This is a genomic window from Rhizobium sp. B230/85 (assembly GCF_019355735.1).
In the GTDB taxonomy this organism is placed as follows: Bacteria; Pseudomonadota; Alphaproteobacteria; order Rhizobiales; family Rhizobiaceae; genus Rhizobium; species Rhizobium rhododendri.
This window is the reverse complement of sequence record NZ_CP072156.1, coordinates 477,501-504,063: the sequence shown is the minus strand read 5'-3', so window position 1 is coordinate 504,063 and position 26,563 is coordinate 477,501. Positions and strand designations below refer to the sequence as shown.

At 60.7% G+C, this 26,563-nt stretch carries 27 protein-coding genes and 1 tRNA gene (1 of these 28 running past the window's edge); 8 read left to right on the top strand and 20 right to left on the bottom strand.

What is annotated here, in order from left to right; all coding sequences use genetic code 11:
• Positions 1–3: 3 nt before the first annotated feature.
• The 8 genes from deoC to J5289_RS02345 form a co-directional block, all read right to left on the bottom strand.
• Positions 4–777 (bottom strand): deoxyribose-phosphate aldolase, encoded by a 774-nt coding sequence (deoC, locus tag J5289_RS02380; RefSeq protein WP_209206855.1) that lies wholly within the window; start codon positions 775–777, stop codon positions 4–6.
• On the bottom strand, positions 774–1,583 hold the full coding sequence (locus J5289_RS02375) for a purine-nucleoside phosphorylase (protein WP_209182280.1): 810 nt from the start codon (positions 1,581–1,583) through the stop codon (positions 774–776). Before J5289_RS02375 ends, deoC begins: the two co-directional genes overlap by 4 nt.
• Positions 1,580–1,972, bottom strand: coding sequence for a cytidine deaminase (locus J5289_RS02370; protein ID WP_209206856.1), 393 nt, complete (start codon positions 1,970–1,972; stop codon positions 1,580–1,582). Before J5289_RS02370 ends, J5289_RS02375 begins: the two co-directional genes overlap by 4 nt.
• A 2-nt stretch (positions 1,973–1,974) precedes the next feature.
• Positions 1,975–2,946, bottom strand: coding sequence for an ABC transporter permease (locus J5289_RS02365; protein ID WP_209206858.1), 972 nt, complete (start codon positions 2,944–2,946; stop codon positions 1,975–1,977).
• Between the two features lie 4 nt (positions 2,947–2,950).
• Positions 2,951–4,060 (bottom strand): ABC transporter permease, encoded by a 1,110-nt coding sequence (locus J5289_RS02360; RefSeq protein WP_209206861.1) that lies wholly within the window; start codon positions 4,058–4,060, stop codon positions 2,951–2,953.
• Between the two features lie 7 nt (positions 4,061–4,067).
• Complete coding sequence (locus tag J5289_RS02355; RefSeq protein ID WP_142829975.1) at positions 4,068–5,579, bottom strand: ABC transporter ATP-binding protein; 1,512 nt, start codon at positions 5,577–5,579, stop codon at positions 4,068–4,070.
• Between the two features lie 74 nt (positions 5,580–5,653).
• Positions 5,654–6,646 (bottom strand): BMP family protein, encoded by a 993-nt coding sequence (locus J5289_RS02350; protein WP_142829973.1) that lies wholly within the window; start codon positions 6,644–6,646, stop codon positions 5,654–5,656.
• 333 nt (positions 6,647–6,979) lie between these two features.
• Positions 6,980–7,300: a hypothetical protein gene (locus J5289_RS02345; protein WP_209182276.1), complete on the bottom strand. Its 321-nt coding sequence runs from the start codon at positions 7,298–7,300 to the stop codon at positions 6,980–6,982.
• A 228-nt stretch (positions 7,301–7,528) separates the two neighbouring features.
• Here J5289_RS02345 and J5289_RS02340 point away from each other — a divergent pair.
• Both J5289_RS02340 and J5289_RS02335 read left to right on the top strand, forming a co-directional pair.
• A tRNA-Ser gene (locus J5289_RS02340) sits at positions 7,529–7,618 on the top strand.
• 71 nt (positions 7,619–7,689) lie between these two features.
• Complete coding sequence (locus J5289_RS02335) at positions 7,690–7,929, top strand: hypothetical protein (protein ID WP_111215837.1); 240 nt, start codon at positions 7,690–7,692, stop codon at positions 7,927–7,929.
• Positions 7,930–7,972: 43 nt separating this feature from the next.
• Here J5289_RS02335 and eutC read toward each other — a convergent pair whose 3' ends face one another.
• The 12 genes from eutC to J5289_RS02275 form a co-directional block, all read right to left on the bottom strand.
• The gene (gene eutC / locus J5289_RS02330; RefSeq protein ID WP_209182274.1) at positions 7,973–8,761 is read right to left on the bottom strand and encodes an ethanolamine ammonia-lyase subunit EutC; all 789 of its coding nucleotides are present in this window, start codon (positions 8,759–8,761) and stop codon (positions 7,973–7,975) included.
• Positions 8,758–10,161 carry an ethanolamine ammonia-lyase subunit EutB gene (locus J5289_RS02325; RefSeq protein ID WP_209182272.1) on the bottom strand — a complete coding sequence of 468 codons (1,404 nt, stop codon included), beginning with the start codon at positions 10,159–10,161 and terminating at the stop codon, positions 8,758–8,760. The genes eutC and J5289_RS02325 overlap by 4 nt, the downstream gene beginning before the upstream one ends.
• 198 nt (positions 10,162–10,359) lie before the next feature.
• On the bottom strand, positions 10,360–11,352 hold the full coding sequence (locus J5289_RS02320; protein WP_209182443.1) for a sterol desaturase family protein: 993 nt from the start codon (positions 11,350–11,352) through the stop codon (positions 10,360–10,362).
• Between the two features lie 221 nt (positions 11,353–11,573).
• On the bottom strand, positions 11,574–12,488 hold the full coding sequence (locus J5289_RS02315; protein WP_209182270.1) for an ABC transporter permease: 915 nt from the start codon (positions 12,486–12,488) through the stop codon (positions 11,574–11,576).
• Positions 12,485–13,570 carry an ABC transporter permease gene (locus J5289_RS02310; RefSeq protein ID WP_209182268.1) on the bottom strand — a complete coding sequence of 362 codons (1,086 nt, stop codon included), beginning with the start codon at positions 13,568–13,570 and terminating at the stop codon, positions 12,485–12,487. The genes J5289_RS02315 and J5289_RS02310 overlap by 4 nt, the downstream gene beginning before the upstream one ends.
• Positions 13,567–14,823 carry an acyl-CoA dehydrogenase family protein gene (locus J5289_RS02305; RefSeq protein WP_209206863.1) on the bottom strand — a complete coding sequence of 419 codons (1,257 nt, stop codon included), beginning with the start codon at positions 14,821–14,823 and terminating at the stop codon, positions 13,567–13,569. The genes J5289_RS02310 and J5289_RS02305 overlap by 4 nt, the downstream gene beginning before the upstream one ends.
• An 8-nt stretch (positions 14,824–14,831) precedes the next feature.
• Complete coding sequence (locus J5289_RS02300; RefSeq protein ID WP_209182265.1) at positions 14,832–16,706, bottom strand: adenine deaminase; 1,875 nt, start codon at positions 16,704–16,706, stop codon at positions 14,832–14,834.
• A complete protein-coding gene (locus J5289_RS02295) occupies positions 16,703–18,220 on the bottom strand; it encodes a sugar ABC transporter ATP-binding protein (protein ID WP_219276562.1) in 1,518 nt (505 codons plus the stop codon). Before J5289_RS02295 ends, J5289_RS02300 begins: the two co-directional genes overlap by 4 nt.
• Before the next feature lie 5 nt (positions 18,221–18,225).
• On the bottom strand, positions 18,226–19,215 hold the full coding sequence (locus J5289_RS02290; RefSeq protein WP_209182261.1) for a BMP family protein: 990 nt from the start codon (positions 19,213–19,215) through the stop codon (positions 18,226–18,228).
• The gene (locus J5289_RS02285) at positions 19,212–19,829 is read right to left on the bottom strand and encodes a hypothetical protein (RefSeq protein ID WP_209182259.1); all 618 of its coding nucleotides are present in this window, start codon (positions 19,827–19,829) and stop codon (positions 19,212–19,214) included. Before J5289_RS02285 ends, J5289_RS02290 begins: the two co-directional genes overlap by 4 nt.
• Positions 19,823–20,812 carry an adenosine deaminase gene (add, locus tag J5289_RS02280; RefSeq protein ID WP_257623381.1) on the bottom strand — a complete coding sequence of 330 codons (990 nt, stop codon included), beginning with the start codon at positions 20,810–20,812 and terminating at the stop codon, positions 19,823–19,825. Before add ends, J5289_RS02285 begins: the two co-directional genes overlap by 7 nt.
• Before the next feature lie 106 nt (positions 20,813–20,918).
• The gene (locus J5289_RS02275) at positions 20,919–21,848 is read right to left on the bottom strand and encodes a LysR family transcriptional regulator (protein ID WP_209182257.1); all 930 of its coding nucleotides are present in this window, start codon (positions 21,846–21,848) and stop codon (positions 20,919–20,921) included.
• A gap of 116 nt (positions 21,849–21,964) precedes the next feature.
• Here J5289_RS02275 and J5289_RS02270 point away from each other — a divergent pair, with 116 nt between their 5' ends.
• The 6 genes from J5289_RS02270 to J5289_RS02245 all read left to right on the top strand — a co-directional run.
• Complete coding sequence (locus J5289_RS02270; RefSeq protein WP_209182255.1) at positions 21,965–22,453, top strand: nucleoside deaminase; 489 nt, start codon at positions 21,965–21,967, stop codon at positions 22,451–22,453.
• Positions 22,454–22,521: 68 nt separating this feature from the next.
• A complete protein-coding gene (locus J5289_RS02265; RefSeq protein ID WP_247748938.1) occupies positions 22,522–23,736 on the top strand; it encodes a YcaO-like family protein in 1,215 nt (404 codons plus the stop codon).
• 177 nt (positions 23,737–23,913) lie between these two features.
• Positions 23,914–24,555 carry a DUF1007 family protein gene (locus J5289_RS02260; RefSeq protein ID WP_209182254.1) on the top strand — a complete coding sequence of 214 codons (642 nt, stop codon included), beginning with the start codon at positions 23,914–23,916 and terminating at the stop codon, positions 24,553–24,555.
• A gap of 232 nt (positions 24,556–24,787) precedes the next feature.
• Complete coding sequence (locus J5289_RS02255; RefSeq protein WP_209182252.1) at positions 24,788–25,528, top strand: metal ABC transporter ATP-binding protein; 741 nt, start codon at positions 24,788–24,790, stop codon at positions 25,526–25,528.
• Positions 25,528–26,388 (top strand): metal ABC transporter permease, encoded by an 861-nt coding sequence (locus J5289_RS02250; protein ID WP_209182250.1) that lies wholly within the window; start codon positions 25,528–25,530, stop codon positions 26,386–26,388. Before J5289_RS02255 ends, J5289_RS02250 begins: the two co-directional genes overlap by 1 nt.
• A gap of 66 nt (positions 26,389–26,454) precedes the next feature.
• A protein-coding gene (locus J5289_RS02245; protein ID WP_142830238.1) for a metal ABC transporter substrate-binding protein crosses the window boundary here: on the top strand, positions 26,455–26,563 show its 5' portion. Its footprint extends 749 nt past the window's final position; the window shows 109 of its 858 coding nt (coding positions 1–109); it begins with the start codon at positions 26,455–26,457; the stop codon falls past the right edge of the window.

Sequence of the window (26,563 nt, the reverse complement as noted above, 5' to 3'; positions counted from 1 at the left end):
CTGCTAATAGCCGGCAGCGAGCGTGATCGGCGGACCGCCACTAAGGACCGACAGAATATCATCCAGCAGACCGGATGCACCGAAGCGGAACGTCGACGGCATGGCCCAGTCCGGTGCCATGATGGTCTCGGCAAGACGGAGGTAAAGGGCTGCCTCGGCAACCGAGCCGATGCCGCCGGCGGGCTTGAAACCGACCTTCCGGCCGCTGTCACGGATGGTTCGCAGCATGACATCCTCCGTCTCCAGCGTCGCATTGACGGCGACCTTGCCGGTCGATGTCTTGATGAAGTCGGCGCCGGCAGCGATCGCCAGCTCGCCGGCGCGCCGTATCAGGCCCGTGTCCTTCAGTTCGCCAGTTTCGAGGATAACCTTGAGGAGAATGGGGCTCGCACATTCGGCACGGATTGCCGCGACCATTGCGGTCACCGCCTGCTCGTCGCCAGCAATCAGCTTGCGATAGGGAATGACGAGGTCGATCTCGTCTGCGCCATCGGCGATGGCCTCCCGCGTCTCGGCGGCCACGTCGGCAACCTCCATGTCGCCTGCCGGAAAATTAACGACGGTGGCGATTTTCACGGCATGGTTGGTGCCAAGAATACTGCGCGCGCGGGTGACGAAACGGGGCCAGATGCAGATTGCAGCACTATGACCAAAGGGCGTCTGGGCGCGCGCGCAAAGCGTGACGATCTGCGTATCGGTGCAATCGTCTTTCAGGTTGGTCAGATCGAGCAGGGAAAGTGCGAAAGCGGCCGTTTCCCGATGCGTGTGGTCCGTCATATCTCATCTCCTCCGCCGGCGATCATCTGCTTCAGGATCGCCGCGAGACGGGCGCCGCCGATCGGCGCCATATCCTTCGTCTCTTCATGACTGAGTTCGCCTCCGGTCATGCCGGCCCCATAATTGGTGATGACGGATGCCGCCGCAACCCGCAGACCGAAGAAACGCGCAAGAATGACTTCCGGCACCGTCGACATTCCGACTGCATCGGCGCCCAAAACCCTAGCCATGCGGATCTCTGCAGGTGTTTCGAAGCTCGGCCCGGAGAACCACATGTAGACGCCCTGCCCCAACGGGATACGGCATTTTTTGGCTGCGCTGTGCATGCGCAACGCCAGTTCGGCGTCATAAGCGCTGGTCATGCCGACGAATCGCTTGTCGCTGTCGACACCGATGAGCGGGTTCATGCCGGAATAATTGATGTGGTCGGTGATCTGCATAACCGCGCCCGGCGGAAGATCCTGCCGCAGCGAGCCGGCAGAATTTGTGAGGATCAACTCCTCGACGCCGAGACCTGCAAGGACCTCGATGGGCACGCGCATGGCGTTTGCGTCGCCCTTTTCGTAGTAGTGGACACGCCCGGAAAGCATGATCACAGGCTCGCCGCCAAGCGAGCCCGCAACGACTTCCCCGGCATGGCCTGAGACACCGCTAACCGGGAAACCCGGCAGATCGCCATAAGCAATCCGCACGACATCATCCAGCTCCTCCACGAGGGCTCCGAGGCCGGAACCAAGGATGATACCGGTACGCGGTGTCTGGCCACCCAGCCGGTCGCGCAAGAGACTGATAAGGGCGCCGGTCATCCGAGGATATCGGTCTCGAAGCTGAAGGGTAGGAGCTCCTCCATCGTCATGGTCTTCTGGACGCCGGCCTCGTCGCAGAGGTAGATTTTCGTCCCCTTGCCGGCAAACTCGGCAATCTTCTGGCGGCAACCGCCGCAGGGCGGGCAGAGCGCCAGTTTCTCGGCGATCACCGCCATCTCGACGATCTTTCTGCCTCCGCCCATGATCATCATGCTGATGGCAGTCGGCTCGGCGCACCAGCCTTGCGGAAAGGAGATGTTCTCGATATTGGCGCCGGCATAGACCTTGCCGTCATCTGCGAGGATGGCAGCGCCGACAGGGAACTTCGAATAGGGCACATGAGCGTGGGCCATTGCCGCGCGGGCGGCTTCGAACAGATCGTGCGACATGTCTATCGCTCCTTGGTATAGGGCACGCCGCCAGCCTTCGGCGGACGCGCGACGCCAATGAAGCCGGCAAGCAGGATGCAGGTGAGGACGTAGGGCAAGGCCTGGAAAATCTGTACCGGCACCTGGCCGATCAGCGGCACGGACTTGCCCTGCATGAAGTTGGCGAAAGCATCGAGGAAGCCGAACAGCAGGCAGGCAAACATGACAGGCACAGGCTTCCACTTGGCGAAGATCAGCGCTGCCAAGGCGATGTAACCCTTGCCGGCCGACATGTCCTTGATGAAGGCCGCTGACTGGGCAATCGACAGATAGGTGCCGGAGAAGCCGCAGAGAATACCGGCGCAGATGACAGCGCGGTAGCGCAGCCAGCTCACCGAAATACCGGCCGTATCGACGGCGCCGGGATTTTCACCGACGGCGCGCAGCCGCAATCCGAACCGAGTGCGATAGAGGATCCACCAGGAGACCGGCACGGCGACGAAGGCGAGGTAGGTCAGGCTGTTGTTGCCGGACAGGACATCGGCATAGAGAGGGCCGATAACCGGTACGCTGCGGATCTGATCGGCACCGGGCAGGATGATCGGCGAGAAACGGCCGTCGCCGGAAACCTGGGGCGTGCGGCCGCCCTGGCCGAACCATGCCTGGCCTAGGACGATAGTGATACCTGCGACAAAGAAGTTGAGGGCGACGCCCGACACGATCTGATTGCCCCGGTTGGTGATCGAGGCAAAGCCGTGCACGAGACTAAGCGCGACCGAGGCGGTGATGCCGCCGGCCAGGCCGGCCCAGGCCGAGCCGGTAAGATAGGCAATACAGGCGGCCGCAAAGGCAGAGGCCAGCATCTTTCCCTCAAGCCCGATATCGAACACGCCGGCCCGTTCGGAGAAAAGACCTGCCAGTGCCGTGAAGATCAGGGGAACCGAGAGACGGACGGTGGACCCGATGATGCTGATGAGGACGTCGTAATAATCCATGATGCTATCCTCCCGTCCTGGCGATTTTTTGATAGATGCGCACCAGTGCCGGGCGGAACATATATTCCAGAGCACCGGCAAACAGGATGACAAGACCCTGGATTACCAGGATCATTTCGCGTGTGATGTTCGGCATGTCGAAAGAAAGCGCATCCCCACCCTGGTAGAGGATGCCGAACAGCAGGGCTGCCAGGATGATGCCGACGGGATGATTGCGCCCCATCAGCGACACGGCAATACCGACGAAGCCGGCGCCACCGACGAACTCGACCTGCAGGCGTGCGGAAGCTCCCATCACCGGATTGAGCGCCATCATGCCGGCGAGACCGCCCGAGATCAGCATGGCGATGATGACCGTACGGGCATAGGGAATGCCGGCGTAGATGGCAGCCGACGGGCTGATGCCGAGGGTCTGCATCTCGTAGCCAAGCTTTGTGCGCCAGATCAGCAGCCAGACGAGAACGCACATCACCAGTGCGATCAGGAAGGAGACATTGAAGGGTGCCGCGCCGATGGTCGAGCCGAACATCTCGATCAGCCATCCGAGCTTCGGTAACTGTCCCCCTTCGAGGAAGGTGCGCGTTTCCGGCGCCATCTTTCCGGGCACGATAAGAATATGCGCGAGCAGATAGACCATAAGCGCCGAACAAATGTAGTTGAACATGATGGTCGTGATGACGATGTGGCTGCCACGCTTGGCCTGCAGCCAGGCAGGAATGAGGGCCCAGGCTGCGCCGAAAATTGCAGCACCCACCACCGCGAACGGCATGGTTACGTACCACGGCACATAGCGGTCGAGCGCCAATGCCACCAGCGCACAGCCAAGGCCGCCGAAATAGGCCTGACCCTCGGAGCCGATATTGAACAAGCCAGTGTGCACAGCAACGGCGACGGACAGCCCTGTGAAAATGAAGCTGGTCGCATAGAAAAGCGTGAAGCCGATGCCCTCGCCGTTTCCAAGCGCACCTTGGAGCAGCAGCACAAGGGCTTGTACAGGGTCTTCGCCGATGATCCAAACCACAATCCCGGAAATCAGGAAAGCAAGCAACAGGTTCATGACTGGAATCAACCCGTAGGTGATCCAACTGGGGAGGCGGACGGATGCAGTACTCATTCAGGCCTCACGCGGCAATACCGGCCATCATCAGGCCGAGGGTCTGTTCACCGGCATCAGCCGTCTTCTCGCCGACCACATGGCCGGCGAACATCACCAGGATACGATCCGACAGTGCGCGGACTTCATCCAGTTCGACCGAGACCAGCAAGACGCCCTTGCCCGCATCGCGCATCTCGATGATGCGGCGATGGATGAACTCGATGGCGCCGATATCGACGCCACGTGTCGGTTGGCCGATCAGGAGCATCTTCGGATCACGCTCGATCTCGCGGGCGACCACGATCTTCTGCTGGTTGCCGCCGGAGAAATTGGCGGTGCGCAGCCGGGGATTTGGCGGTCGGATGTCGTATTTCTCGATCTTCAGCGCCGCGTCCTTGCGGATCGCCTCGAGGTTCATGAAGGGACCGGTGCTGTAGGCCGGGTCCCGATGATACCCCAGGATGGAATTCTGGTACTCCTCGAACGGCAGCACCAGGCCCATGTGATGGCGGTCTTCCGGAATATGCGCCAGTCCCAATGCCCTAAGATGGGCCGGATCGACCTTGTCGATGGTCTTGCCATGCAGCAGGATTTCGCCCGAAGTCGGCTTGCGGATCCCCGCCAGCGCCTCCAGCAACTCCGACTGGCCGTTGCCGGCAACGCCAGCGATACCGACGATCTCACCGGCACGGACATCGAATGAAACATTGTCGACCATCGTGACGCCACGACCGTCCTTGACGGTGAGATTGCGCACCGACATGACGATCTCGCCCGGGTTGGCGGCGCCTTTCTCGACCCGCAGGAGGACACGGCGGCCGACCATCAGTTCAGCCAGCTCCTCGACGGTGGTGTCGGCAGTCGTGCGCGTCGCAACCATCTCGCCGCGACGCATGACCGACACCGTATCAGTGATCGCCATGATTTCTCGCAGCTTATGGGTGATCAGGAGCACCGTCTTGCCCTGGTCGCGCAGGACGCGGAGAATTCTAAACAGGTGGTCAGCCTCTGCCGGCGTCAGAACACCGGTCGGCTCGTCGAGAATGAGGATCTCGGCACCGCGATACATGGCCTTGAGGATCTCGACGCGCTGCTGCAGCCCGACGGGGAGCTCCTCGATCAGCGCATCCGGATCGACATCAAGGCCATAGTCCGTCTCCAGCCGCTTCAATTCGGCGCGCGACGCTGCCACGCCCTTGGCAAGCAAGGCGCCGCCCTCGGCGCCGAGCATGACGTTCTCGAGGACCGTAAAATTTTCGACCAGCATGAAATGCTGATGCACCATTCCGATGCCGACATCGATGGCGGCTTGGCTGTCGCGGATGGTGACCGATTTGCCGTTGACACGGATCTCGCCGCTATCGGCTTGATAGAATCCGTATAGGATCGACATGAGCGTCGATTTCCCTGCCCCGTTTTCGCCGATGATCCCGTGGATGGTGCCCTTGGCGACGGTCAGGTCTATGTTTTTATTGGCGTGTACGGCACCGAACTTCTTGTCGATACCCACAAGCTCGATGGCAGGCGGTTGGCTCACTATACTGCTCCAGAAACGGCACGTCCGGATATGAAAAGGGCGTATGGCGGCTCGCCATACGCCCTTCCGTCAACTCATTTCGGGCAGGTGTTGTCGGCCGTGTAGTCGTGAACGGTGACCTTGCCGGATACGACATCGGCCTTGGCCTTGTCGACGGCAGCCAGCATTTCAGCGGTTACCAGCGGCTTGTTGTTGTCATCCATGGCAACGGCGACGCCGTCTTCCTTCAGGCCAAGATGCTGGGCACCGGGCGTGAACTTGCCGTTCTTGGAGTCCATGAAGGCGTCGTAGACTGCGAGGTCGACGCGCTTGACGACCGATGTCAGAACCGAACCGGGATGCAGGTAGTTCTGGTTCGAGTCGACGCCGATCGAAAGCTTCTTGTTGTCGGCAGCCGTCTGCAGGACGCCGAGACCGGTGGCACCGGCAGCCGCGTAGACAACGTCCGCACCCTGGTCGATCTGGTTCTTGGTCAGTTCGCCGCCGCGCACCGGATCGTTCCAGGCTGCGCCTGTCGTGCCGGTCATGTTCTGCAACACTTCGATCTTCGGATTGGTCGCACGCGCGCCCTGCTCGTAGCCACATTCGAACTTGCGAATCAGCGGAATATCCATGCCGCCGATGAAGCCGATCTTGCCTGTCTTCGAAGACATGGCAGCCATGACGCCGGCAAGGTACGAGCCTTCATTTTCCTTGTACATAACTGAACGGACGTTCGGCAGGTCGACCTGGTCGTCGATCAGGACGAACTGGGTCTTTGGAAATTCTGCGCCGACCTTCTGCAGTGCCGATGACCAGGCAAAGGAAACTGCGATAACCGGATTGAAGCCCTTGCTGGCAAAGTTGCGCAATGCCTGTTCACCCTGCGTATCGCCGCTTGGCTCGAAGTCACGGTAAGCGATGCCGGTTTCCTTCTTGAACTTCTCGGCGCCATTGTAGGCCGCTTCATTGAAGGATTTATCGAACTTGCCGCCTGTGCCATAAACGATTGCCGGCTTGATATCCGCAGCGAGAGCCGACGCCGACATCGCGGCCAAGGCAAAAAGGGTCAAAACAGATTTTTTCATTAGCGCAGCCCTGTTGTTGCTATGATGGGGTCCTCCCGCAAGCCCGTTTTCCGGGACATGTCTGCGGAACCGCCGACCTCCCCCGAGGCCTGGCTTGGGCGCATCCTTGCATGCTGACATCTAAAATTCATCAGAAATTTTTCAGTTGGTAAAGATTTGTGAGAACTGCCGAAAAGGCAGCTTGGCTGGCTGATTTTTGACCTCAGAGGACGCTAATATGCGGCTTTTCTAGTCATCGGGATGCTATTCCACGCCAAACGCGCTGGACCATAGCCTTCGATATGCCATCCATGAAACGAGGATTTTGGCCTTATCGGGCTTACTCTGGACGGTTTAAGCCAAATACCGGCCCGTGGCCGGGACCCGCCTGTAGCCCACCATCCACAGCAGCAACGATGCCGCCAGGAGCACGGCGAAGGCCGGCTGCGACAAAGACCACTCTACGGCTGGCAGATAGAATTTTCTACCGCCGTCCCCGGCTGGCATTGCCGATTGCAGATGCTCGAAGGTGGAAGGGCTGAAGCTCTTCCAGAGATCGGCGAAGGATGTGATGACTACGGACGAAGAGGCGACCGAGCGGATGGAATCGATCGTTCCCGCGATCGTTGCCATGACCAGGCAGACGAGGCTTCCCAAGCGCAACAGAAAAAGCATTCCATTCCTCCAATGGCCCGGATCCAGCGGTCAATGGCCTACTGCCTCCGACTTGGCCACCCCCTGCCATGGATATGTCAGAGCCGCTATCTGCGCAATGAGCATTGGAGGACGGTTTGTGCAGAGAAGTCGAAAATACTCTTGCTTATGGGGTTGATCCCCGCGCGTTCCTCGGTATATATCGCGCCGTTCCCACGATTGCTCCTTTACCGGATGCGAAGTGCAGATGGACAGGTGGCCGAGTGGTTTAAGGCGCACGCCTGGAACGCGTGTGTGCGTGAAAGCGTACCGTGGGTTCGAATCCCACCTTGTCCGCCATCCCTTCGATTGATGGCATTGTCGATACCCCGGTGAGGTGCGAGCTGCCGGGGGCGACATCGGAGACTAACATGGCCGCGCGCGACCGCTTTTCAAAAAAGCTCATCTGTCCTCAATGCGGACATTCCGGTTTTGCCGAAGCATCCGAGGACGACGACCGCAACCGGAAAAACCCTGGTTTTGCGATCGATGTGATGCCGCGTGGCTTCTACGAGCAACGTGCCTCGAAATTTCAGGAAAGCTCGATCATCCGCTGCCATTGTGGCCGCAAATTCCCTTTCCGCGCCATCACGGAGCCAGCGCACAATTGATGGAAGCCTAGCGTCGTTCACACACTCCGTAGGGGCACGCGGTCTATCCCAGCAGAACAAATGTCGGACTGTTGTCTTTCAATTGTACCCCTGTCGCCTGCACGCGGAACGCTTCCTCGATCAACCAGACCAGCTTGTGGGCCGCTTCCCCGAAAGACAGACCGCCGGGCCGGATGTTAGAGACGCAGTTTCGGTCGGCATCGTTCTTTCCGACGCGCGGATCGAAGGTCAGATAGGCGCCGATGCTGTCGGGAGACGACAAGCCAGGCCGCTCGCCGATCAGCATCAGCACGCAGCGGACACCGAGCGCCACCCCGACCTCGTCGGCAAGAGCAACGCGGGCATTGCGCGCGATGGTAACCGGCGAAACCGCCAGATGTTTAACGCGCAATATCGGCGTCAATGCCCTCAGCAAAGGTTCAACATTGCGGTGGATTGCAGTGGCCGACAAACCATCGCCGATGACAATGCCGATATCCGCTCCTTCTTGCCGATCGGCGAAAAGCCTGGCCCGACTTTCGTCTGCAAGCCGTCGTCCGAGGTCCGGCCGCCGCAGATAACTTTCGCGGCTGGGTGCTGCGCTTTCCACGAGCAACGGCTCGAGCCCCATCGACTTGACAATCGCCGCTATGGCAGCGGCGTCGAATGCCAGATGCACCGCGTCCTTTGCCTGTGCATGGGCCAGGCCGAAATTCAGGACTTCCGATGTCGGCAACGACGCGCCGGCGCGGCCGAGCGCTATGCGGGCGGTGGTGTGGCTCTTCAACCCGGTCCAACCATCGGTGTTTGCAAGCGAGGCGCGACGTCCGGCCGGGATGTCACCGTTGCTCATGCTGCCGCTCCCATCATCGTATCTTCGGCAAGCGACATCAACGCGTTATTCGAAGCGCTTTGCGGCAGAAGCCGGCCATCGGCATCGCTGATACCGCTGCTTTGCAGCCATGACTCGAATTCAGGAGCCCGTTTGAGGCCCAGAAGTTCGCGTACATAAAGCTGATCGTGAAACGACGTCGACTGATAGTTCAACATGATATCGTCGGCACCGGGAACACCGATGACGAAATTTACGCCGGCCGTCGCCAGCAGGGTCAGCAGCGTGTCCATGTCGTCCTGATCGGCATCGGCATGGTTGGTGTAGCAGATGTCGGCACCGATCGGCAGGCCCATCAACTTGCCGCAGAAATGGTCTTCCAGCCCGGCGCGAATGATCTGCTTCCCGTTGTAGAGATATTCAGGGCCGATAAAACCGACCACCGTGTTGACCAAAAGTGGCTCGAACTGCCGGCAGACGGCATAGGCGCGGGCCTCCATCGTCTGCTGGTCGACGCCGAAATGGGCATCTGCAGACAAAGCCGACCCCTGGCCGGTCTCGAAGTACATGCAATTGTTGCCGACAGTGCCTCGGTTCAGGGATCGCCCGGCATCCAGCCCCTCCTGCAGAACTTTCAAATCTATGCCGAACGAGCTGTTGGCCTTCTGGCTACCGGCCACCGACTGGAAGATTAGGTCGACCGGCGCGCCGGCATTGATCATCTCTATCGAAGAGGTCACATGCGTCAGGACGCAGGTCTGCGTCGGGATCAAGAAGCGCTCGATCAATTCGGCGAGCATCCGCAGGATGCCGGAGAGGACTGCGGGATTGTCGCTGGCGGGATTGATGCCGATCACGGCATCCCCACAGCCGTAAAGGAGCCCGTCGATGGTCGAGGCGAGGATTCCTTTGAGGTCGTCCGTTGGATGATTGGGCTGAAGGCGCACTGCCATCCTGCCGGGAAGTCCCAGCGTGTTGCGGAAAGCCGTCGGCGTGTTGCATTTCTTTGCGGCGAGGATCAGATCCTGATTGCGCATCAGCTTCGAGACTGCCGCTGCCATCTCCGGCGTCACGGCAGGCGCGATGGCCTTCAAGGCTGCCGGGGTCGCCTGTTCGGACAGGAGCCAGTTTCTGAAATCGCCCACCGTCAGGCTGGCGATCGGTCGAAAGGCATCAGCATCGTGGCTGTCGATAATCAGCCGCGTGATCTCGTCATTCTCATAAGCAATGACGGCCTCGTTCAGGAAGGTGGAGAGCGGCAGGTCGGCGAGGCACATCTTGGCCGCGAAGCGCTGGACATCCGACTGCGCCGCTATCCCCGCAAGAGCATCACCAGACCGGGCCGGCGACGCCACGGCCAAAACATCTTTCAGATCGTCGAACCGAAAGCGCTGGCCGCCGGCCGTCATCGTATAAGCCATAAGTTCGCGCCCCGGACTTCTATCAAGATTTGAGCCGACAGTAGCGTCCACCCTAGGCCAAGGGAAAGACTGCCATATGCGGGGCTGATATGCATAAAATGTAGAGCCGCTGTATCTGGACCTTAATATGCCTATTTAGAGGGCATCAGATCTAAAATAATTCAGAAATGCGTCACCCGCATCCTGCCGGTCAGCCATTCATTTGCGGCCGGTCAGTCGCAGCCTTCTTGCCAGCCTGGCAAAGTCGCTTTGCAGAACGGGCGGCACGACGTCGGTCGGCTTCGGGGCCTTGCCGATGATCTGCCGGCGCCCCTTAGCGGAAAAGGGCTGGGCGAGTTGCGCACGAAACCCCTTGGCGACCTTGCCGCTGATTCCGATGTTCACAGAGGACGGGCGGGGCGGGTTATAGTAGGTGCCGAAGATCTGGTCCCAGAGAACAAGGTTTTCACCATAATTCGTGTTGCCTTCGGCGAGCAGCCTGGAATGGTGCCAGCGATGCAGGCGCGGCGTGCTGAGTATCCAGTCGAGCGGACCGGTCCTGACATCGATGTTGCAGTGGGTCAGCAGCCCGACAAAGGCGGTGACCGCACCGATCCACAGGAAGACAGGCAGTGGCGCGCCGAGCAGGTAGAGCGGGATCTGGCTGAGCGCGATCTTCAGCAGCGAATCGATGAAATGAAAGCGGCCGGTATTGATCACCCAGAGGCGCTCAACGCTGTGGTGCAGTGCGTGGAAACGCCAGAGCGACAGGTTTTCGTGGGCAACCCGGTGGGCGATGTAGAGGCCGAATTCGGCAACAATCAGCCCGAGAATGACCTGCAGAAACAATGGTGCATTATGGGGCCAGAGAAACGTCGGCGGACTGAACAAAGGCTGGGCGACGGTGGCGACGGCCATTGGAAAGGAGGTGCCGATGGCTGCGACGATCTGGACACCACCCTTGTTGAGCAGCGTATGGGCGAAATCGTTGAAAGTCTCGCCGTCCCGGCGCAGCCAGGTCTGCTCGTAGGGCATCAAGCGTTCGGAAAGACTGATGAGAATGACGACCGTCAGATAAACGACGTTGAACCATAACAGCGGAACCGAGGTCTTGAAGGCGAAATAGGAGCCGATCAGACCGCCGATGAAAAAGGACGGCCACAGCAGGCTGGAGATCGTCGTATAGATCAAGCCATGCGCTTTTCGGTCCATCTCGGTCGCGGCAGTCTCGGGCGCAAATGTCATCTTTTCATCGTCCTCGGTCCTGCATCGCTTGCGATCAATTCCTATACCGAAGAAATCCCATTTTCAAAGGCCGCACCCTCACGCCAAGCCGATCTAACACATTTTTGATCGACGCCCGATGTGCGAAAGCCACGACTCTCCCGGCGAGGTAGCACCTTGGTTTTCTGACCGGCACCAGAGGCTGCCAATCATCTACCGAGTTCGCGCGGGGCAATCTTCGAGCGGGCCGTGAAGATCAGCACCAGAAGCGTCATCGCGTATGGCAGGATCGAAAAGACCTCGTTTGGCAGGAAACCCATGCCGCTCTGGGCCCTGAGGCCAAGGCTATCGAAGAAGGCAAACAGGAATGCACCGAGAACGGCGCCAACCGGCGACCAGCGACCGATGATCACGACTGCCAGGGCGACATAGCCCCGGCCATTGGTGAGGCCATCGTTGAAAGAGCCGAGAAAGCCGATGGTGATCGCTGCGCCACCGAGCCCCATGAGGGCGGCACCGACGATGATGGCAACCATTCGCACGCGATCGGTATCGATGCCGCGAACAGCGGAAGCAGCCGCCCCGTCGCCGACAGCTCGAAGGACGAGGCCGACGCGCGTGAAATTCATCAGCCATATGGCAGCCATGAGAAGGACCAGTGCAGCGTAGGTTATGAGGTTCTGCTTGAACAGGATGGGGCCGATAAAGGGCAGGTCGCTGAGGAAAGGTATGGTGATATTAGGCGCCAGCGGCACGAACATCATGCTCTGGCCTGAAGGCTGCCAAAGCTGGAACAGAAATGAAGTGAGCCCAGAGCCTATCAGCGAAATCGCGATGCCAGTGATGATCTGGTTGGCCCCACCTTTGACCACTGACAAGGCGATCACCGACCCGTAGAGGGTGCCCGTAATAACGGCTCCGAGCAGCCCGCCCTGCCAGCCGGCGATACTGGCGCAGACCACCGCGCTGAAGGCGCCGGCAGTCATGATGCCATCGATGCCAAGATTGATCGTGCCGCTTCGTTCAGTAATCATCTCGCCGAGCGCCGCGAGGAAGATAGGCGTCGCCAGCCGAAGGGTGCCGCCAAGGACGATTTGCCAGAAGACCAGATCGGACCAGCTCATGGATTGGCTCCTGCGGCTTCGGACGCCGGTCTCTTTTCCATGGGCGGCGCCGCGCTCGCTGTACCGACATTTTTACCGACAGCGAGGGTCACGGCCAGCAGGACGAAACCTTGGGCGACGATAGCAATCGCCGCCGGCACCGACGTGCCAATCTGCATGCCCTGCGCGCCCGTCGACAAAGCGCCGAAGAGGATTGCCGCAATGACGATGCCGAGTGGGTTGAGGCCGCCAAGGACGGCCACGAGAATACCGGAAAATCCGAGCCCGCCATCGACGCTCGGATACAGTGTGTGGGCGACGCCCGCCACCTGGATCCAGCCGGCAAGCCCGGCGGCGGCGCCCGAAAACAGCATCGGCCTGACCACGGCCCTTGCCGGCGACAGGCCAAGGCGCGCGGCGAGGTGTGGTCGGCTGGCGAAGAGGGAATAGACAAGGCCGGAACGCGTTCGGGTCCAGAACCACAGGGCGACCGCCAGAACCAGGACAGCGAAAACGCCGAGGTGCAGCCGCGTGCCATCGACAAGAGTGCCGATCAGCGCAGTGTCCGGCAACGCATCGCTGCGCGGCGTCGCGGTCTGCATCGATGAACGCAACGGCCCTTTCAGCACCCAGACAAGCCCATAGCCGGCAATGTAATTTAACAGCAGTGTCGACAGGATTTCGTTGACGTGCATGTAGGCGCGCAGGAGAGCGGGCAATAGGGCAAAAAGCAAACCTCCAGCCATGCCGGACAGGCAGCCCAGGATCAAAAGCACGGGCGCACTTGCACCGGCATTGGCCTGGATGACCGCCGTGGAGAGTGCGGCACCTGCCACCAGTTGGCCCTGCGAGCCGATGGTGAACAAGCCGGATCGGAGCGCCGGCATGACGCCGAGGGCGACGATGGCAAGCGGCGTGGCCGTCACCAGCGTTTCGGCAAGGACATAGGGTTCGCCGAAAGCCCCACTGAAGAGGGCCGCGATCGCATCGAGCGGATTGGCACCGGCGAGCGTAATCAACAGCGCCAGGGCAACCGCGACCAGCACGATAGCAAGGATCGCCCGCATCTGAAGCGTTGCCGGTTTCAGCAGTTGCGAGATCATTGGTAAAGGCCCGGATCGGGTTCCCACCCGGTCAGCACGTGGCGCCCGATCTCGGCATATTTCCAGGATACCGGGTCGTGCAGGGACAGGATGCGGGCATTGCGCCAATGGCGATCGAAACCGTTTTTGCGGCCTGCCGCGCGCGTCCCCATCAGCGTGAAGATTTCTGATGTTGCCTCGAGTGCCGCCTTGTTGGCGGCGGCCTTTGCCGCATAGACCGGGATGGCAAGTTCCGCCCGGCTGACCTCCCCGCGCTCGAAGGCATCGAGCAGATCCGCCGACATCAGCATAAGTGCGTAGGCTGCAGAGAGGCCTGCAGTCAATTCGCCCATGATCTTGCGCGTGTGCGGATCGTCGGCAGCATTGTCGACGCCGGCCGATGGCCACGGGCGACTGCTTGAGGCCACAAAGCCCGCCGCCTCGCGCAAGGCGGCAATCCCAATTCCGATCATGATGGCTGCAAAGCCGACCTGATAGCGAAGCGATGGGTGGGACGGAGAAAACAGGCCGGGAATGGTAGCGTTCCAAAGAGGGTCAGTCTTGACGTTGTCGAAGGTGATCGTGCCCGAATCGGTGCCGCGCTGGCCGAGGGCATCCCAATCGCGGTGGATGGTAATGCCCGGAGCCGTTGGCGGGATCAGGTTGAGCTGCATGCCGGCCAGAGGATTGGCGGCAACGCCCGGAGCTGCCGCATTGTAGGCCCAGGTTGCGATGTAGTCGGCTCCAGCCGCGCCAGTCGTGTATATCTTGCGTCCGTGAACGATAAATCCGCCGTCGGTCGCTGGCGTTGCCGTCGTCGTCATGGGGTCGTCGACCTTGCGGCCGGCCTCCGCAACGGCAAGCCCGATAATGGCGTTATCCTCGACGATGGCGCGTGACAGGCGTGGCTTCAGATCCGCCGGGCAGTAGGTCAGGATTTCGCGGACGATCTCGTCATGCACCTTGTAGATTTGGGCGACTGCGGAATCGGCGATGGCGATACGCAACTGCGCCTCCATGGAGACGCGATGGGGCACGGCGCGTCCCCCGAAAGCGACGGGGACGGCGGATTTCAAAAATCCCGAACGTTTCAAGGCTGCGATGGATTTTGTCGGGTACCGGCCTACCCGGTCGGTTTCGGCGGCCAGGGGTGCGATCTCGTCGTCCAGCACCGCCTGCAGGGTAAGAAGGTCGGAGATGTATTCCACCGCGATGCCGTTTGGCGGAAAGGCGGCGCCGAGCAGCGGCGGGAGATTTGTGGGTGCTTTTTGCATACGGCGCCTTAGACCTCCACGGCCTGGAAGCCGACGGCATCCATCATCCTGTGAACCTCGTGAGCATGGCTTGGGCAACGGCAGCATACCATGCCGCCCTCGAGACCCAGGACCAGATCTGTGAACGTCTGCGTTTTCGTTTCGACCAGGCCGCGCTCGGTCAGCCCCAGATCTGGAACGCCGACAAGACCGATAAACGACATGATCAGGAACGGGGCCCGCATCGTGCAGCCGATGGTGCGCGTTGCCGCGTCGCAGGCGAGTGACTGGTCCCGCACCTTCTCCCAAGGCTGGTCGCTCATGCAACCGGCCACCGCCAGCGGCACGCTGGCCAGGACCTGGCCCTCGGCAACGGTCACGTAACCACCGCCGATCCGCTCGATGGCGCGGGTCGCAAGCTCCATCTCCTCGTCGGAGGTGCCGACAATCACGAGATTCTGGTTTTCGCAATTGGTAGTGGCGGCAATCGCGCCCCGCTTGAGGCCAAACCCCTTGACGAAACCGACGCCGACCGTCTCGGTGGCGTGGTGGCGGTCGACAATTGCGACTTTCAGGATATCCCGCTCGACATCGCACTGGACGATGCCGTCGATCACATCAAGCTCCGCGTGAAAGGCACGCTTGAAGTAGCCGTCGTACATTTCCATGGCCTGCACCCAGGCCTTGTCGCCCTTTGCTTCCGTCGCAAAGGATTGGGCATCGATATCCGGATGCAGATAGACGGTGTTGCGCGTGAAAGCCGGCACCGGGTCGGTATTTTCGAAAAGCGGCTGACCGTCGCGAGCCACGATCTTGCCGCCGACGATCACGAGATGAGGCCGTGCTTCGGCGAGATCGTCGACGAGTTGGATATCGGCGAGGCGACTGGGCGTGATCGACCCTAGCAGGTGATCGAGCCGGTAGTAGGAAGCGGCAGAAAGGGTGGCCATGCGCCAGGCCTTCAGCGGCTCGACGCCGCAGGCAATCGCCTGGCGAACGTGATGGTCGATATGTCCCTCACGATCGAGGTCCTCGACCAGCTTGTCGTCGGCGCAGAACGAAATGTGGAAGAGCCCGTCCTTCAGGGCCGGGATATCGGCGAAGACGTGAGGAACGTTGTCGTTCATGCTGCCGGCCATGACGGTCAGCATGGTGCCGAGGCGCAAGCGCTCGACGACATCCTTGGTCATATGGGCATTGTGGTCGTCGCTGACGCCGCCGGCGAGATAGCTCCATAGAGGCTCGTTTTCCAGCAGTGCCGTATGGCCGGTGATGCGCTTGCCGGCGGTAATCGCTGCAACGGCCTTCCGCGCGGAACTCTCATCGAGATTGAACGGATTGGATTCGCCGAGCGTTGCGGCATCCGGACGCTGGACGCGGGCGGCGATCTGCTCTGTCGTCAGATGAGCGCCGCCAAGCTCGAGATCGGGCGCCTGCGGCACCTTGTGGGAGACTTGGCGGAGGATCCGCAGCGGCGTGCTGGTCTCGCCCATGAAGTCGAGGCCTTCCTCGCCCAGCACATTGGCAATACAATTGGCATCGGCCAGAACCAGCGTCGTGCCACGCGGCACCGACAGGCGGGCCAGCTCGCCCGGCACCAGCTTGGTATACTCTATGTGCAGATGCGTATCGATAAAGGTCGGCGCGACGAAATAGCCTGATGCATCAACGATCTCGTCGGCATCGAAATAGCCGACCGGCGTCACAGCGGCGATGTGACGGCCGGAAATGACGACGTCGCGCTCCATGACTTCGCCAATATGCAGCGCCAGCACCTTGCCGCCGCGAATGATCATGTCCGGCCTTTCCTTGCCGGCGGCGACAAGGCGCATCCTCATCAGCTCGGCAACGGTCGGGGCAAGGCCAGCTCCGGTCGCCGGAAAATCGATCTTCACATCACTCATACGGCGGTCTCCAGAGTTTTATTGTCGATCATCGCCTGCCCGAGCGCAGTCATGTCCACCTGAGTGTCGAGATCGAATTCGGCGGTGATGCGGCCATTGGCAAGCACGATCATGCGATGGCCCATTTCCAGAAGCTCATCGAGATCGGCCGAAATCACGACGACAGCGGCACCTTCGGCTGCGGCCCTGACGATTGCCGTCCGGATCGACGCGGCGGCGGCAAGATCGAGCCCCTGCGTCGGGCCGTGGGCGATGATGATGCCCGGCTTGCACTCGAGTTCGCGTCCAACCAGCAATTTCTGCAGATTGCCGCCGGACAGCCCTCCCGATGCGAGATCCGGATTGGGCGGCTGGACGTTGAAATCGGCAATGATGGCCTCGCCAAGCGCGCGCTCGGCAGCGCGGTTGCGCATCGCAAAGCGGCGGAAGCCGGGCTGCCCGAGGCGGAACAGACTGGCATTTTCAGAATTCGCCAGATCGGGCGCAACGCCTTCCAGACGGTCTTCCTGGATGTAGGCAAGCCCAGATGCCGCAGCACGCGCGGCATCGCCGGTGGTGTCCCTGCCATCGAGGCGGATCGTCCCGGCATCGGGTTTTCGCAACCCGGCAAGGCATTGCGCCAATGCCGGCTGCATTGCCCCCGAGACGCCGGCAACCGCCAGGACTTCACCCTGGCGCACTGAAAAAGAGAGCTCGGTCAGGATGGGCTGGCTCTCTCCCCTGACGCCGAGACCCGAGACTTCAAGGCGCTTCCAGTCCGATGTCACAGGCTTGCGTGCCGGAGGACGACGATCCCGATCGCCTACCATCAGTCGGGCGATCGCATCGGAATTCAGCCCTGCGGTGATGCCGTCGAGAACGACCCTTCCGGCGCGCAGCACGGTGATATGATCGGCGCCTTCCATGACCTCCGAGATACGGTGGGTCACCAGGCCAATCGTCGTTCCACCTGAACAGAGACGACGGATGGTGGCAATGAGTTGCCTGACCTCCACGGGACCGAGAGAAGATGTCGGCTCGTCGAGCAACAGTATCTTTGCACCGCCGGCAACGGCAGAGACGATCTCTCCCATCTGCCGCTCGGCAAGGCTCAATGACTCGACCGGGACAGTGAGATTGAGCGAGACGCCCATTTCCTCGGCTGCGCGCCCAAGCGCGTAAGCGGCCGACTTTCGCTGCAGACGCCAGCCCTTTTCGGCCAGCAGATGGTTTTCAACGATCGTCAATGTCGGAATGAAAGACAGGTTCTGCGGCACGAACGCAATGCCCGCACCGACCGCCTCCCGCCGCGACCATGTGGCAACCGGCACACCATTGCTGATGATAGCTGCCTGGTCTGCCGGAAGGATGCCCGCGATGATCTTGGCAAGGGTAGATTTGCCTGCCCCGTTTTCGCCGACAATCGCCGAAACCTCGCCACGCCGGAGCGTGATCGAGGCCTGGTCGAGCGCCGTCAGCGCGCCGAAGCGCTTGGTGACGGCGTTGGCTATGATCGGGGCAGAGGTCAAACGCATCGGTCCTACTGGAAGAAGTTCGGCAGCTTCACCTTGCCGGAGGCAAGATCGGCAACAAGCGCGTCGACCTGCTTGTTGAGGTCGTCCGGCAGCTTTTCGCCGACAGCGTTGATCTTCGTCATGACCAGGCCCTTGTTGGCGATGCCGGAAACCAGGAATTTCTTTCCGAAAGTGCCTGCCTTGATGTCGTCGACATAGGTCTTGTAGGTCGGGTACATATCGAGCACGATGCTGGCGACATTGACCTTGGCGGCATTTCCGCCGGCTTCGCCGGTGACGCCGATGGTCACGGCCCCGTCCTGCACGGCGGCGGCAGCCACGCCATTGCCGATCCCGTCGCCGGACGTCCAGACGAGCTTTGCGCCTTGGGCGATCATGCCGCGGGTGACCTCGGCGGCCTTCTGCGCATCGTCGAACGAGCCCGTGTAGGTTTCGATCGTCTTTGCAGCCGGATTACCTTCCTTCAGTCCCTGCTTGAAGCCGTTATGCGACGCCTTGACGAAAGCGAGCTCCGGTCCGCCGACCATTCCGACGGTCTCGACGCCGGCCATCTTGCCGGCAATGAAGCCTCCGAGATAACCCTGCTGGCCGAAGTCGTAAGTCCAGCCATCGGCATTCGGCAAAAGGCGATCGGCGAGATCGGGACCTCCAGAGGCGGCAAAATGCACCTTCGGGTAATCCTTGGCTATCTTCAGGATCGGCTCGGAGAGCTCGATGCCGTGGCCGATGATGAGGTCGTAGCCCTTCGCGGCGTATTGACGGATCACCGGCTCGGACTGGCTCGGATCGGCCATCGCTTCACGCAACTCGAACTTGATGTCGCCGCTCTTCTGCAGCTTCTCAGCCGCCTCGCGCGCCACCTGGTTGAACGAGCCATCATTGGCGTGGCCCGGAACCAGCAACACGACTTTCAGCGGATCGGCAAAGGCGGTGGAGGCAAAAAGCCCGGAGACAGTCAGGGCTGCGGCGAGGCCGAGAGTGCGAAGGGAAATCATGAAGCGTTATCCTTTGGGAGGAGAGAGGATGGTGAGGCTGCAGGCTCGGAGGACGTGATCTGGATGCGCAAAGAGACAGGATCGAGAGACGGACCGTCGAAACGGTGACTGGTGCGATGTTTCTCGGCAATCGCTGCACCGCTTCGGATTTCGAAACAGGGATCGAGGATCGGATCCTTGATCGACAGTTGCTCGCCCGGAATGCAGACGACCTCAAATACTCCGTAGGCCTCTGGCATGGCGGTGCCGTGCAGCAGGCCGCGTCTCGATGCCGACAGCAGTGCAGCGCCGGAGAGGAAGCCGGCTGGCCGGCTCACTTGACGGCAATCCATGCCGACCGGGCAGATGTCATGAGTTATGGCGCCATCGTCAGAGACACGGACCGCCTCGACAGAACGCTCCATCCACGCGGGCGCTCCACCCCGGATGGTGAAAATATCACCGGCGCGGGCGATATCGATGGCGGCGAGATAGGTCGGCTCGTTCTTTACACCCGACACCGTAAAATGCTGCGGCAGCGCCCTTGCCCATGCGGCAAGATCGAGTTCGGCCGCCTGCGCCTGTCCGCAGCTAAATGCCAGCAGGAAGCCGAATACCGCGCCGCGGGCTACCATGCGCCGAGATCCTTCAGCAGGCGGGCCTTGATGTCGGGATTGGCGAAGGAAGCATTGATGGAGGTTGCAGCCACGGCCCGGCAGGTTTCCTTGTCCCAGCTGTAGGCCGCCGCACAGCCAGCTATCTCATCCGGAAGATCTGTCGCCAGCAATGCGGGATCGTCGGTGTTGACAGAGACGGGGACGCCCGCCTTGCGCAGCCGTTCGAGCGGGTGGGCGCCAAGATCGGGATAGAGCCCGAGCGTCAGGTTGGATGTTGGGCAAACGCCCAGCGCGATCTGCCGGTCGACGAGGATCGTCATCAGTTCCGCATCTTCGATAGCGCGGACCCCGTGGTCGATACGGTCGGCCTCAAGCAGGAAAATGGCATCCCTGACGCCATCAGGGCCGCTGGATTCACCCGCATGCGCTGTGCGCTTCAGGCCGATCCTGCCGGCGAGCCGGAAAGCTTCGGCAAATTTCTCGCCGGTCCTGCCCGCTGCAGCCTCGTTGCCATCGACCGAAAGCGCTACGACCCGAGGGTGGCGCAAGCGGCCAAGTTCCTCGACCACTTCGACAGCCTCCGCCGCACTCTGCTGGCGCAGCAGGCTGATGCACAGGCCGACGGGCGGCAGGCCATCCGCTTCAGCAGCAGCAAAGCCCGCGTCAAGCCCGTGGATCATGCCACCGAGGTTTCCCTTCCACGCACTCCAGTGGGTCGGATTGACAATGACATCGGCATATCCGGTGCCTGCATCCCGCATTCGCTCGCAAAAGGCGTAGGCCGCCCTCGCCAGCTGCTCTTGCGTACGGCAAAGGCCACAGATGAAATCGAGAAAGTCTAGAAAGTCGGAGAGGCCGTCGAACTTAAGCAGTTCGGCTTCGGGGCGCGGTAAAGGCACGTTGTTTTCAGCGGCCAGACTGACAATCGTCGCCGTGTCAAAACAGCCTTCAAGATGAATGTGGATCTCTGCCTTGGGCAAAGTTCTGAAATTCAGGGGCACGCGTGTTTCCGATGCGATGGATACTCTTGCGAGCAAGAGAATTTCACCGGTGCACGTGCTGAACAAGAATTGATTTGCGCATGCACCGTGCGAAAAAACGCAACGCTCAGATCTGCGAGCCCGCCCGACTGGGCTGGCGGATAGAACGCAGGCTTTCGTCGACCAGATCGATCATCATCTGGGCCGCTGCCGAGGTTGGTCGATTGACCGGAGCACAGATGGCGAGAATCTCGTCTTCGATGTTGCGGTCCTCGATAGTGGCGAAAGCCAGCTCTCCGCGCACCAGCTCTCCGTAGACATCGAAAATGCTCAGCACAGCCATGGTTTGCCCCAGCTTGACCATAGACTTGATCAGGGCGATCGAGTTGGTGCTGACCATGCCGGCAAACTCGACCCCGAGGTCGACGAAAGCCTTGTCGATGAATTCGCGGATGCCAAGAGACTGGTCTGGCAAGACAAAGCCATACTGCAAGCAGTCAGCCAATCGGAGGCTTTGAGACAGCGCAAGCGGATGGTTTGCCGCCATGACCAGCCCAGGACGTGCATTTAGCAGCCGAACGGCATCCGAGGCTATCCTGTGCGGCGGATTGAACAGCAGCGCGAAATCGAGTTCCTTGAGATTGAGCTTGCGCAGCAGTTCGTCTGTGCCGCCGATCAGTACGCTGACTTCAATAAGCGGATTGACGCTGTGGAGCTTCTTGATCACGTCCGGAAGAAGTGTATTGCCGAAGCACTCCATTGCCCCGATTGCGATGGAGCCGCGACGCTGGCCCTTAAGGTCACGCAATTGTCCTTCCGCACGCTCCTGTTCCCGCCGCCATCGCCGGATGTCGGCCAGCAGGCGCTCGCCAGCAGCCGTTGGCCGGATCCCTCGCGGCAGCCGCTCGAACAGTGGAAGCCCGATGTCTTCCTCAAGCCGGAGGATCTGCCGGTTGATCGCCGATGCAGAAAGGTTGAGACGTTCGGCGGCCCGTCTGAAAGAGCCTGCACGCGCCACCGCGTCCAGCAGCAACGCGGCCTGGGAGATAAGCTGCATGCGGATATCCCCCTCAGGAGCGTTGCGTTTATTCGCACGATAGCATCGAAAATGGGTTCTTGTCAGCCAGTGGACGATCACCGAAAGTATCTTCATCGTTCGTGAAGGAATATCGCATGACAGACCAAGCCTTCTGGGCAGCCAATGACGAGCGCCTGCTGCGGCATGCCTTTGCGGTTGCAAGCCGGGCCCGGAGCAATGGAAACCATCCGTTCGGGGCAATCCTCGCCGGGCCTGATGGCACGGTGCTGTTGGAACAGGAGAACGCCTATAATCCGACGCAGGACATGACCGGCCATGCCGAGCGCGTTCTGATGACACGGGCGTCGCAGGCCTACCGGCCCCAGTTTCTGGCAGACTGCACGATGTATACCTCCGCTGAGCCCTGCGCCATGTGTTCCGGTGCGGCCTATTGGGCAGGCGTCGGCCGTGTCGTCTATGGCCTCAGCGAAAGTCAGCTGAAGGATATCACCGGAAACCATCCGGAAAACCCAACGCTTGATCTCCCTTGCCGCACCGTCTTTGCGGCCGGCCAGCGGAAAGTTGTAGTCGTCGGGCCTCTTCTTTGCGAGGAAGCCAGCGCATTGCACGACGGTGTCTGGTAGCATCAACTTTCGATAATGTCTGCCATGCAGCCTCTGGGCGCAGCCCTGCTGACCTGACGGGAGTTGCCTTGGTATCGAGCTCAATTGACATCGAAAGCCTGCGATCGCTCTATTCCGACCGCAGCTGCGCGCCTGAGGAAACGCTGCGCAGAATTGCGCCGCTGCTGCTGCGCTACGGCATCACCCGGCTTTCCAGGCTGACCGGCCTGGACAACATCGGCATTCCCGTCTGGAATGCAGTCTCACCCAATGCCCGCTCGATTGTCATCAACCAGGGCAAGGGCATCACGGATATTGATGCCAAGGTCTCGGCTGCCATGGAAGCATTGGAGCGAGCCATCGCCGGCATGCCGGACGTTAAGAAATCCGTGGGAAGCTGGAATTCGCTCACCGCTGCTGGCGCATTGGCTGATCGGCTTGACGGTCTCGTTGCCACCGGACAAGCCGACATTGCGCCGGATGAGCCGGTCGAATGGATCGCCGGCGTCGATCTTCTGTCAGGAGAGCCAACCTATGTCCCTTACGAAGCCGCAGTGCTCGACCGAACCAAGTCGGGCCGGTTCTGGCAGTCATCGGACGGCCTTGCCTCCGGCAACACCGGTGATGAAGCCGTGCTGCATGGATTGTTGGAAAGGATCGAACGCGATGCCTATGTTTTATGGCAAGTGACAAGCCGCGAGCGTCGCCATGGACGCTGCATCGCCGCCAGCGCCTTCCGCGACCCCGTCATTGCCGGCCTTGAGAGGCAGATCACCGAAGCCGGGCTGAAACTCGTCATGTTCGATATCACCAGCGACATCGGAATTCCCTGCTACTCGGCCCTTTTGGGCCCGGCAGACATCACGATGCGACGCCAGCCGCTTTATCGCGATGTCAGCCATGGCAGTGGCGCACACCCAGATCCGATCCGCGCTGCAATCAGGGCCATTACCGAAGCCGCGCAATCGCGCTTGACGTTTATCAGCGGCGCCCGCGACGATATCGATCCCGGTTGCTTTACCCAGCCCCTGCCGGTTGAAACGCTGGAGTGCTTTGCGATCGACCCTGCCCTGCGCCCAATCGAAGCTGTAGCGATATCGGGTGGTCCAGCAGTTTTGCTCTCCATTTCACTCGACGGGCTGAGGCGGGCGGGGATAGGGAGAGCCGTTGCCGTTACTCTATCCGGCCCGGAAATGCCGGTAACCGTCGCCAAGATTTTCGTGCCGGAACTCGAAAATCCCGACGGCGCGCGAAAACGAAAATTCGGCGGAAGGGCAATTTCCCGCGTGCTGGGAGGAGCTTGACGCAGAAGATGCCCTCTCTGACCTGCTTAGTCGCACAGAATGCTTTTCGCGTGGGAGGCCATGTCGTCTCCTTGTCGCCACCATTGCAGTGTTGAAACGCTCAACGGTCGCGTCGAAATCGCAACATTGAAAAGACGGCGACGGTCATTCGCTATCCTGTTAGCCCGGAGAGACCTCGTGGTCCGCTTGACGATCTTGATGGCAGCATTTGCCGCATGCGTACCCGCCCAAGCCTTTGCCCATCCGCATATCTTTATCGACGCCAGGTTCGAGGCCGTCGCCTCGGCGGACGGAACACTGACTGAGCTTCGCAACGTCTGGAAATTCGACGATGTCTTCTCGTCTTCGGTGCTTCTGGACTTCGACAAGAACGAAAACAACACGCTCGACAAATCAGAGTTGCTGGCCGTCGGCAAGACGGTGCGAAACTCGCTCGAGCAATACAAATACTACACCAACGTCACCGTTAACGGCAAAGCGGTCCCCATGGCCAAGCCGGAGTCCATACAGGCCGATTACAAGGACGGCGCGCTGATACTGACCTTTTCTCTCAAGCCCGTGACCAAGACCAAGCTGGTGGGCACGGCTATCTTCGGGATCTACGACCAGACACTTTATACCGCAGTCGATTTCGCCAGCGATAACGACATGGCGACATCGGGCGCCGGCTTTTCCCACTGCAGCCGCAAGGTCGTCCGGCCAAACCCGGACGAGATCATCGCGCAGAACCAGGCGACCCTGACCAGCCTGTTCTTCAACGACCCAATGGGCACGAACTTCTCGCAGCTCGTCGCAACGCGGCTGGAAATGAAATGCTGACGCGCACCTTGCGGGCATGCTCACGCTAAACGGTTCGGATGCCAAAATTATAGTCGACAGAAAAAATGATATGTTATAACAAACCATCGATGCCAGTGGATATCGCGATGTCACCAAACTCAGATCCCTTTCGCCGGTCGCTGATGGGCCGCTCTTCCGTCGCTCGGCTGCTAGTCGTGGCGATTTTGCTTGCCATGCTCTGGCTGGCTATTGCATGGGCGGTAAGTCTCCCATGACGATGCAGCGTATCCGCCTTGAAAACGTTTCGATTGCCTATGCAAAGAACCTGGCGGTCAAGAATATCTCCGGGACCTTCGAAGAGGGAAGCCTGACCGCCATCGCGGGCCCGAACGGGGCCGGGAAATCGACGCTTCTGAAAGGCCTGATGGGCGACCTCAAGCTCAAGTCGGGCGCCATCCATCTCGATGCCCTGCGACCGAAGGATTTCGGTTACCTGCCGCAGGCGGCCGAGATCGATCGGCATTTTCCCCTGAGCGTCGCGGATACCGTCATGCTTGGTGCCTGGAACCGCAGCGGCGCTTTCCGCGGCATTTCGCGTGAGACTGCCGAGCGTGGACGGGCAGCGCTCGAAGCGGTCGGTCTTGGCGGTTTCGAGCGACAGCATATCGGTTCGCTGTCTGCCGGCCAGTTCCAGCGCGTCCTGTTTGCGCGATTGCTGCTGCAGGATGCCAAGGTGATCGTGCTCGACGAGCCGTTCACCGCTATCGATGCCGCTACCACGCGTGACCTGCTGCAGATCATCCACCAGTGGAACGATGACGGTCGCACCATCATAGCGGTGCTTCACGATTTCGAGCAGGTCCGCAGCCATTTCCCGCAAACGCTGCTGATGGCCCGTGAAGCCGTAAGCTGGGGGCCTACAGAAAGCACCATGACAACCGGAAACCTGCAGAAAGCGCGCGCCATGGCCGAAAACGCCTCCATCGAACAGCCGGAGCCGGTAGCCCTGTGATGCTCTACGAAGCCCTTGTCCATCCCTTTATCGAATACGGCTTCATGCGCCGCGCGCTGATCGCCTGCGTAGCCCTTGGGCTAGGCTCCGGGCCCGTCGGCGTCCTGCTGATGCTGCGCCGTATGAGCCTTGTCGGCGACGCCATGAGCCACGCCGTCCTGCCAGGAGCGGCCATCGGCTTCCTCATTGCCGGTGGCCTGTCACTGCCGGCCATGGGTCTCGGCGGCATCGTTGCAGGCCTCGTTGTCGCGCTTCTGTCGGGACTGGTCAGCCGCACCACTGTCCTCAAGGAAGATGCCAGTTTTGCCAGCTTCTACCTCACATCGCTGGCCCTTGGCGTATTGATCGTTTCACTCCGCGGCTCGAACATCGATCTGCTGCATGTGCTGTTCGGCACTATCCTCGCAATCGATGCCACGGCTCTCTACTTCGTCGGCGGAATCGCAACATTCACAGCCATTGTGCTTGCAATCGTCTACCGACCGCTGGTGGCCGAGTGCTTCGATCCCGGTTTCCTACGCTCGGTGCGTGGCCACGGGTCGTTTTACCACGTGCTGTTCCTGTTTCTTGTCGTCCTCAACCTTGTCGCCGGCTTTCAGGCGCTGGGCACGCTGATGGCCGTCGGCCTGATGATGCTGCCAGCCTCGATCGCACAGCTCTGGGCGAAAACCCTGCCGGTGATGCTCACTATTTCGGCATGCGTTGCCGCGCTTTCGGGACTGGTCGGACTGATCGTCTCCTTCCACTTCGGCCTGGCATCGGGACCGACGATCATCCTGGTCGCCGCCTCCCTCTATTGCCTGTCGCTGTTGTTCTGCCCCTCGGGCGCCGTCCGGCGCCTGTTTCCGAGCCGCATCTGATGATGCCAACACAGGAGTGAAAGCGTGACATATCTTCGCACTATCGCATACGCCAGCACAGCGCTGATGGCGTTGACGGCCATGGCCTCAACGGCTTCGGCAAAGACGCTGGATGTCGTTGCAAGCTTCACGGTCCTTGCCGACGTCGTCCACGAGGTCGGCGGCAAGAATGTCG

Coding starts and splice junctions, on each gene's coding strand:
- J5289_RS02255 (WP_209182252.1), top strand. CDS start 24,788: ATGACGATGCAGCGTATCCGCCTTGAAAACGTTTCGATTGCCTATGCA.
- J5289_RS02315 (WP_209182270.1), bottom strand. CDS start 12,488: ATGAGCTGGTCCGATCTGGTCTTCTGGCAAATCGTCCTTGGCGGCACC.
- J5289_RS02320 (WP_209182443.1), bottom strand. CDS start 11,352: ATGGACCGAAAAGCGCATGGCTTGATCTATACGACGATCTCCAGCCTG.
- eutC (WP_209182274.1), bottom strand. CDS start 8,761: ATGAGCAACGGTGACATCCCGGCCGGACGTCGCGCCTCGCTTGCAAAC.
- J5289_RS02250 (WP_209182250.1), top strand. CDS start 25,528: ATGCTCTACGAAGCCCTTGTCCATCCCTTTATCGAATACGGCTTCATG.
- J5289_RS02375 (WP_209182280.1), bottom strand. CDS start 1,583: ATGACCGGCGCCCTTATCAGTCTCTTGCGCGACCGGCTGGGTGGCCAG.
- J5289_RS02300 (WP_209182265.1), bottom strand. CDS start 16,706: ATGAGTGATGTGAAGATCGATTTTCCGGCGACCGGAGCTGGCCTTGCC.
- J5289_RS02325 (WP_209182272.1), bottom strand. CDS start 10,161: ATGGCTTATACGATGACGGCCGGCGGCCAGCGCTTTCGGTTCGACGAT.
- J5289_RS02335 (WP_111215837.1), top strand. CDS start 7,690: ATGGCCGCGCGCGACCGCTTTTCAAAAAAGCTCATCTGTCCTCAATGC.
- J5289_RS02345 (WP_209182276.1), bottom strand. CDS start 7,300: ATGCTTTTTCTGTTGCGCTTGGGAAGCCTCGTCTGCCTGGTCATGGCA.
- J5289_RS02365 (WP_209206858.1), bottom strand. CDS start 2,946: ATGGATTATTACGACGTCCTCATCAGCATCATCGGGTCCACCGTCCGT.
- J5289_RS02310 (WP_209182268.1), bottom strand. CDS start 13,570: ATGATCTCGCAACTGCTGAAACCGGCAACGCTTCAGATGCGGGCGATC.
- J5289_RS02370 (WP_209206856.1), bottom strand. CDS start 1,972: ATGTCGCACGATCTGTTCGAAGCCGCCCGCGCGGCAATGGCCCACGCT.
- J5289_RS02275 (WP_209182257.1), bottom strand. CDS start 21,848: ATGCAGCTTATCTCCCAGGCCGCGTTGCTGCTGGACGCGGTGGCGCGT.
- J5289_RS02285 (WP_209182259.1), bottom strand. CDS start 19,829: ATGGTAGCCCGCGGCGCGGTATTCGGCTTCCTGCTGGCATTTAGCTGC.
- J5289_RS02305 (WP_209206863.1), bottom strand. CDS start 14,823: ATGCAAAAAGCACCCACAAATCTCCCGCCGCTGCTCGGCGCCGCCTTT.
- J5289_RS02360 (WP_209206861.1), bottom strand. CDS start 4,060: ATGAGTACTGCATCCGTCCGCCTCCCCAGTTGGATCACCTACGGGTTG.
- J5289_RS02290 (WP_209182261.1), bottom strand. CDS start 19,215: ATGATTTCCCTTCGCACTCTCGGCCTCGCCGCAGCCCTGACTGTCTCC.
- J5289_RS02270 (WP_209182255.1), top strand. CDS start 21,965: ATGACAGACCAAGCCTTCTGGGCAGCCAATGACGAGCGCCTGCTGCGG.
- J5289_RS02295 (WP_219276562.1), bottom strand. CDS start 18,220: ATGCGTTTGACCTCTGCCCCGATCATAGCCAACGCCGTCACCAAGCGC.
- deoC (WP_209206855.1), bottom strand. CDS start 777: ATGACGGACCACACGCATCGGGAAACGGCCGCTTTCGCACTTTCCCTG.
- J5289_RS02350 (WP_142829973.1), bottom strand. CDS start 6,646: ATGAAAAAATCTGTTTTGACCCTTTTTGCCTTGGCCGCGATGTCGGCG.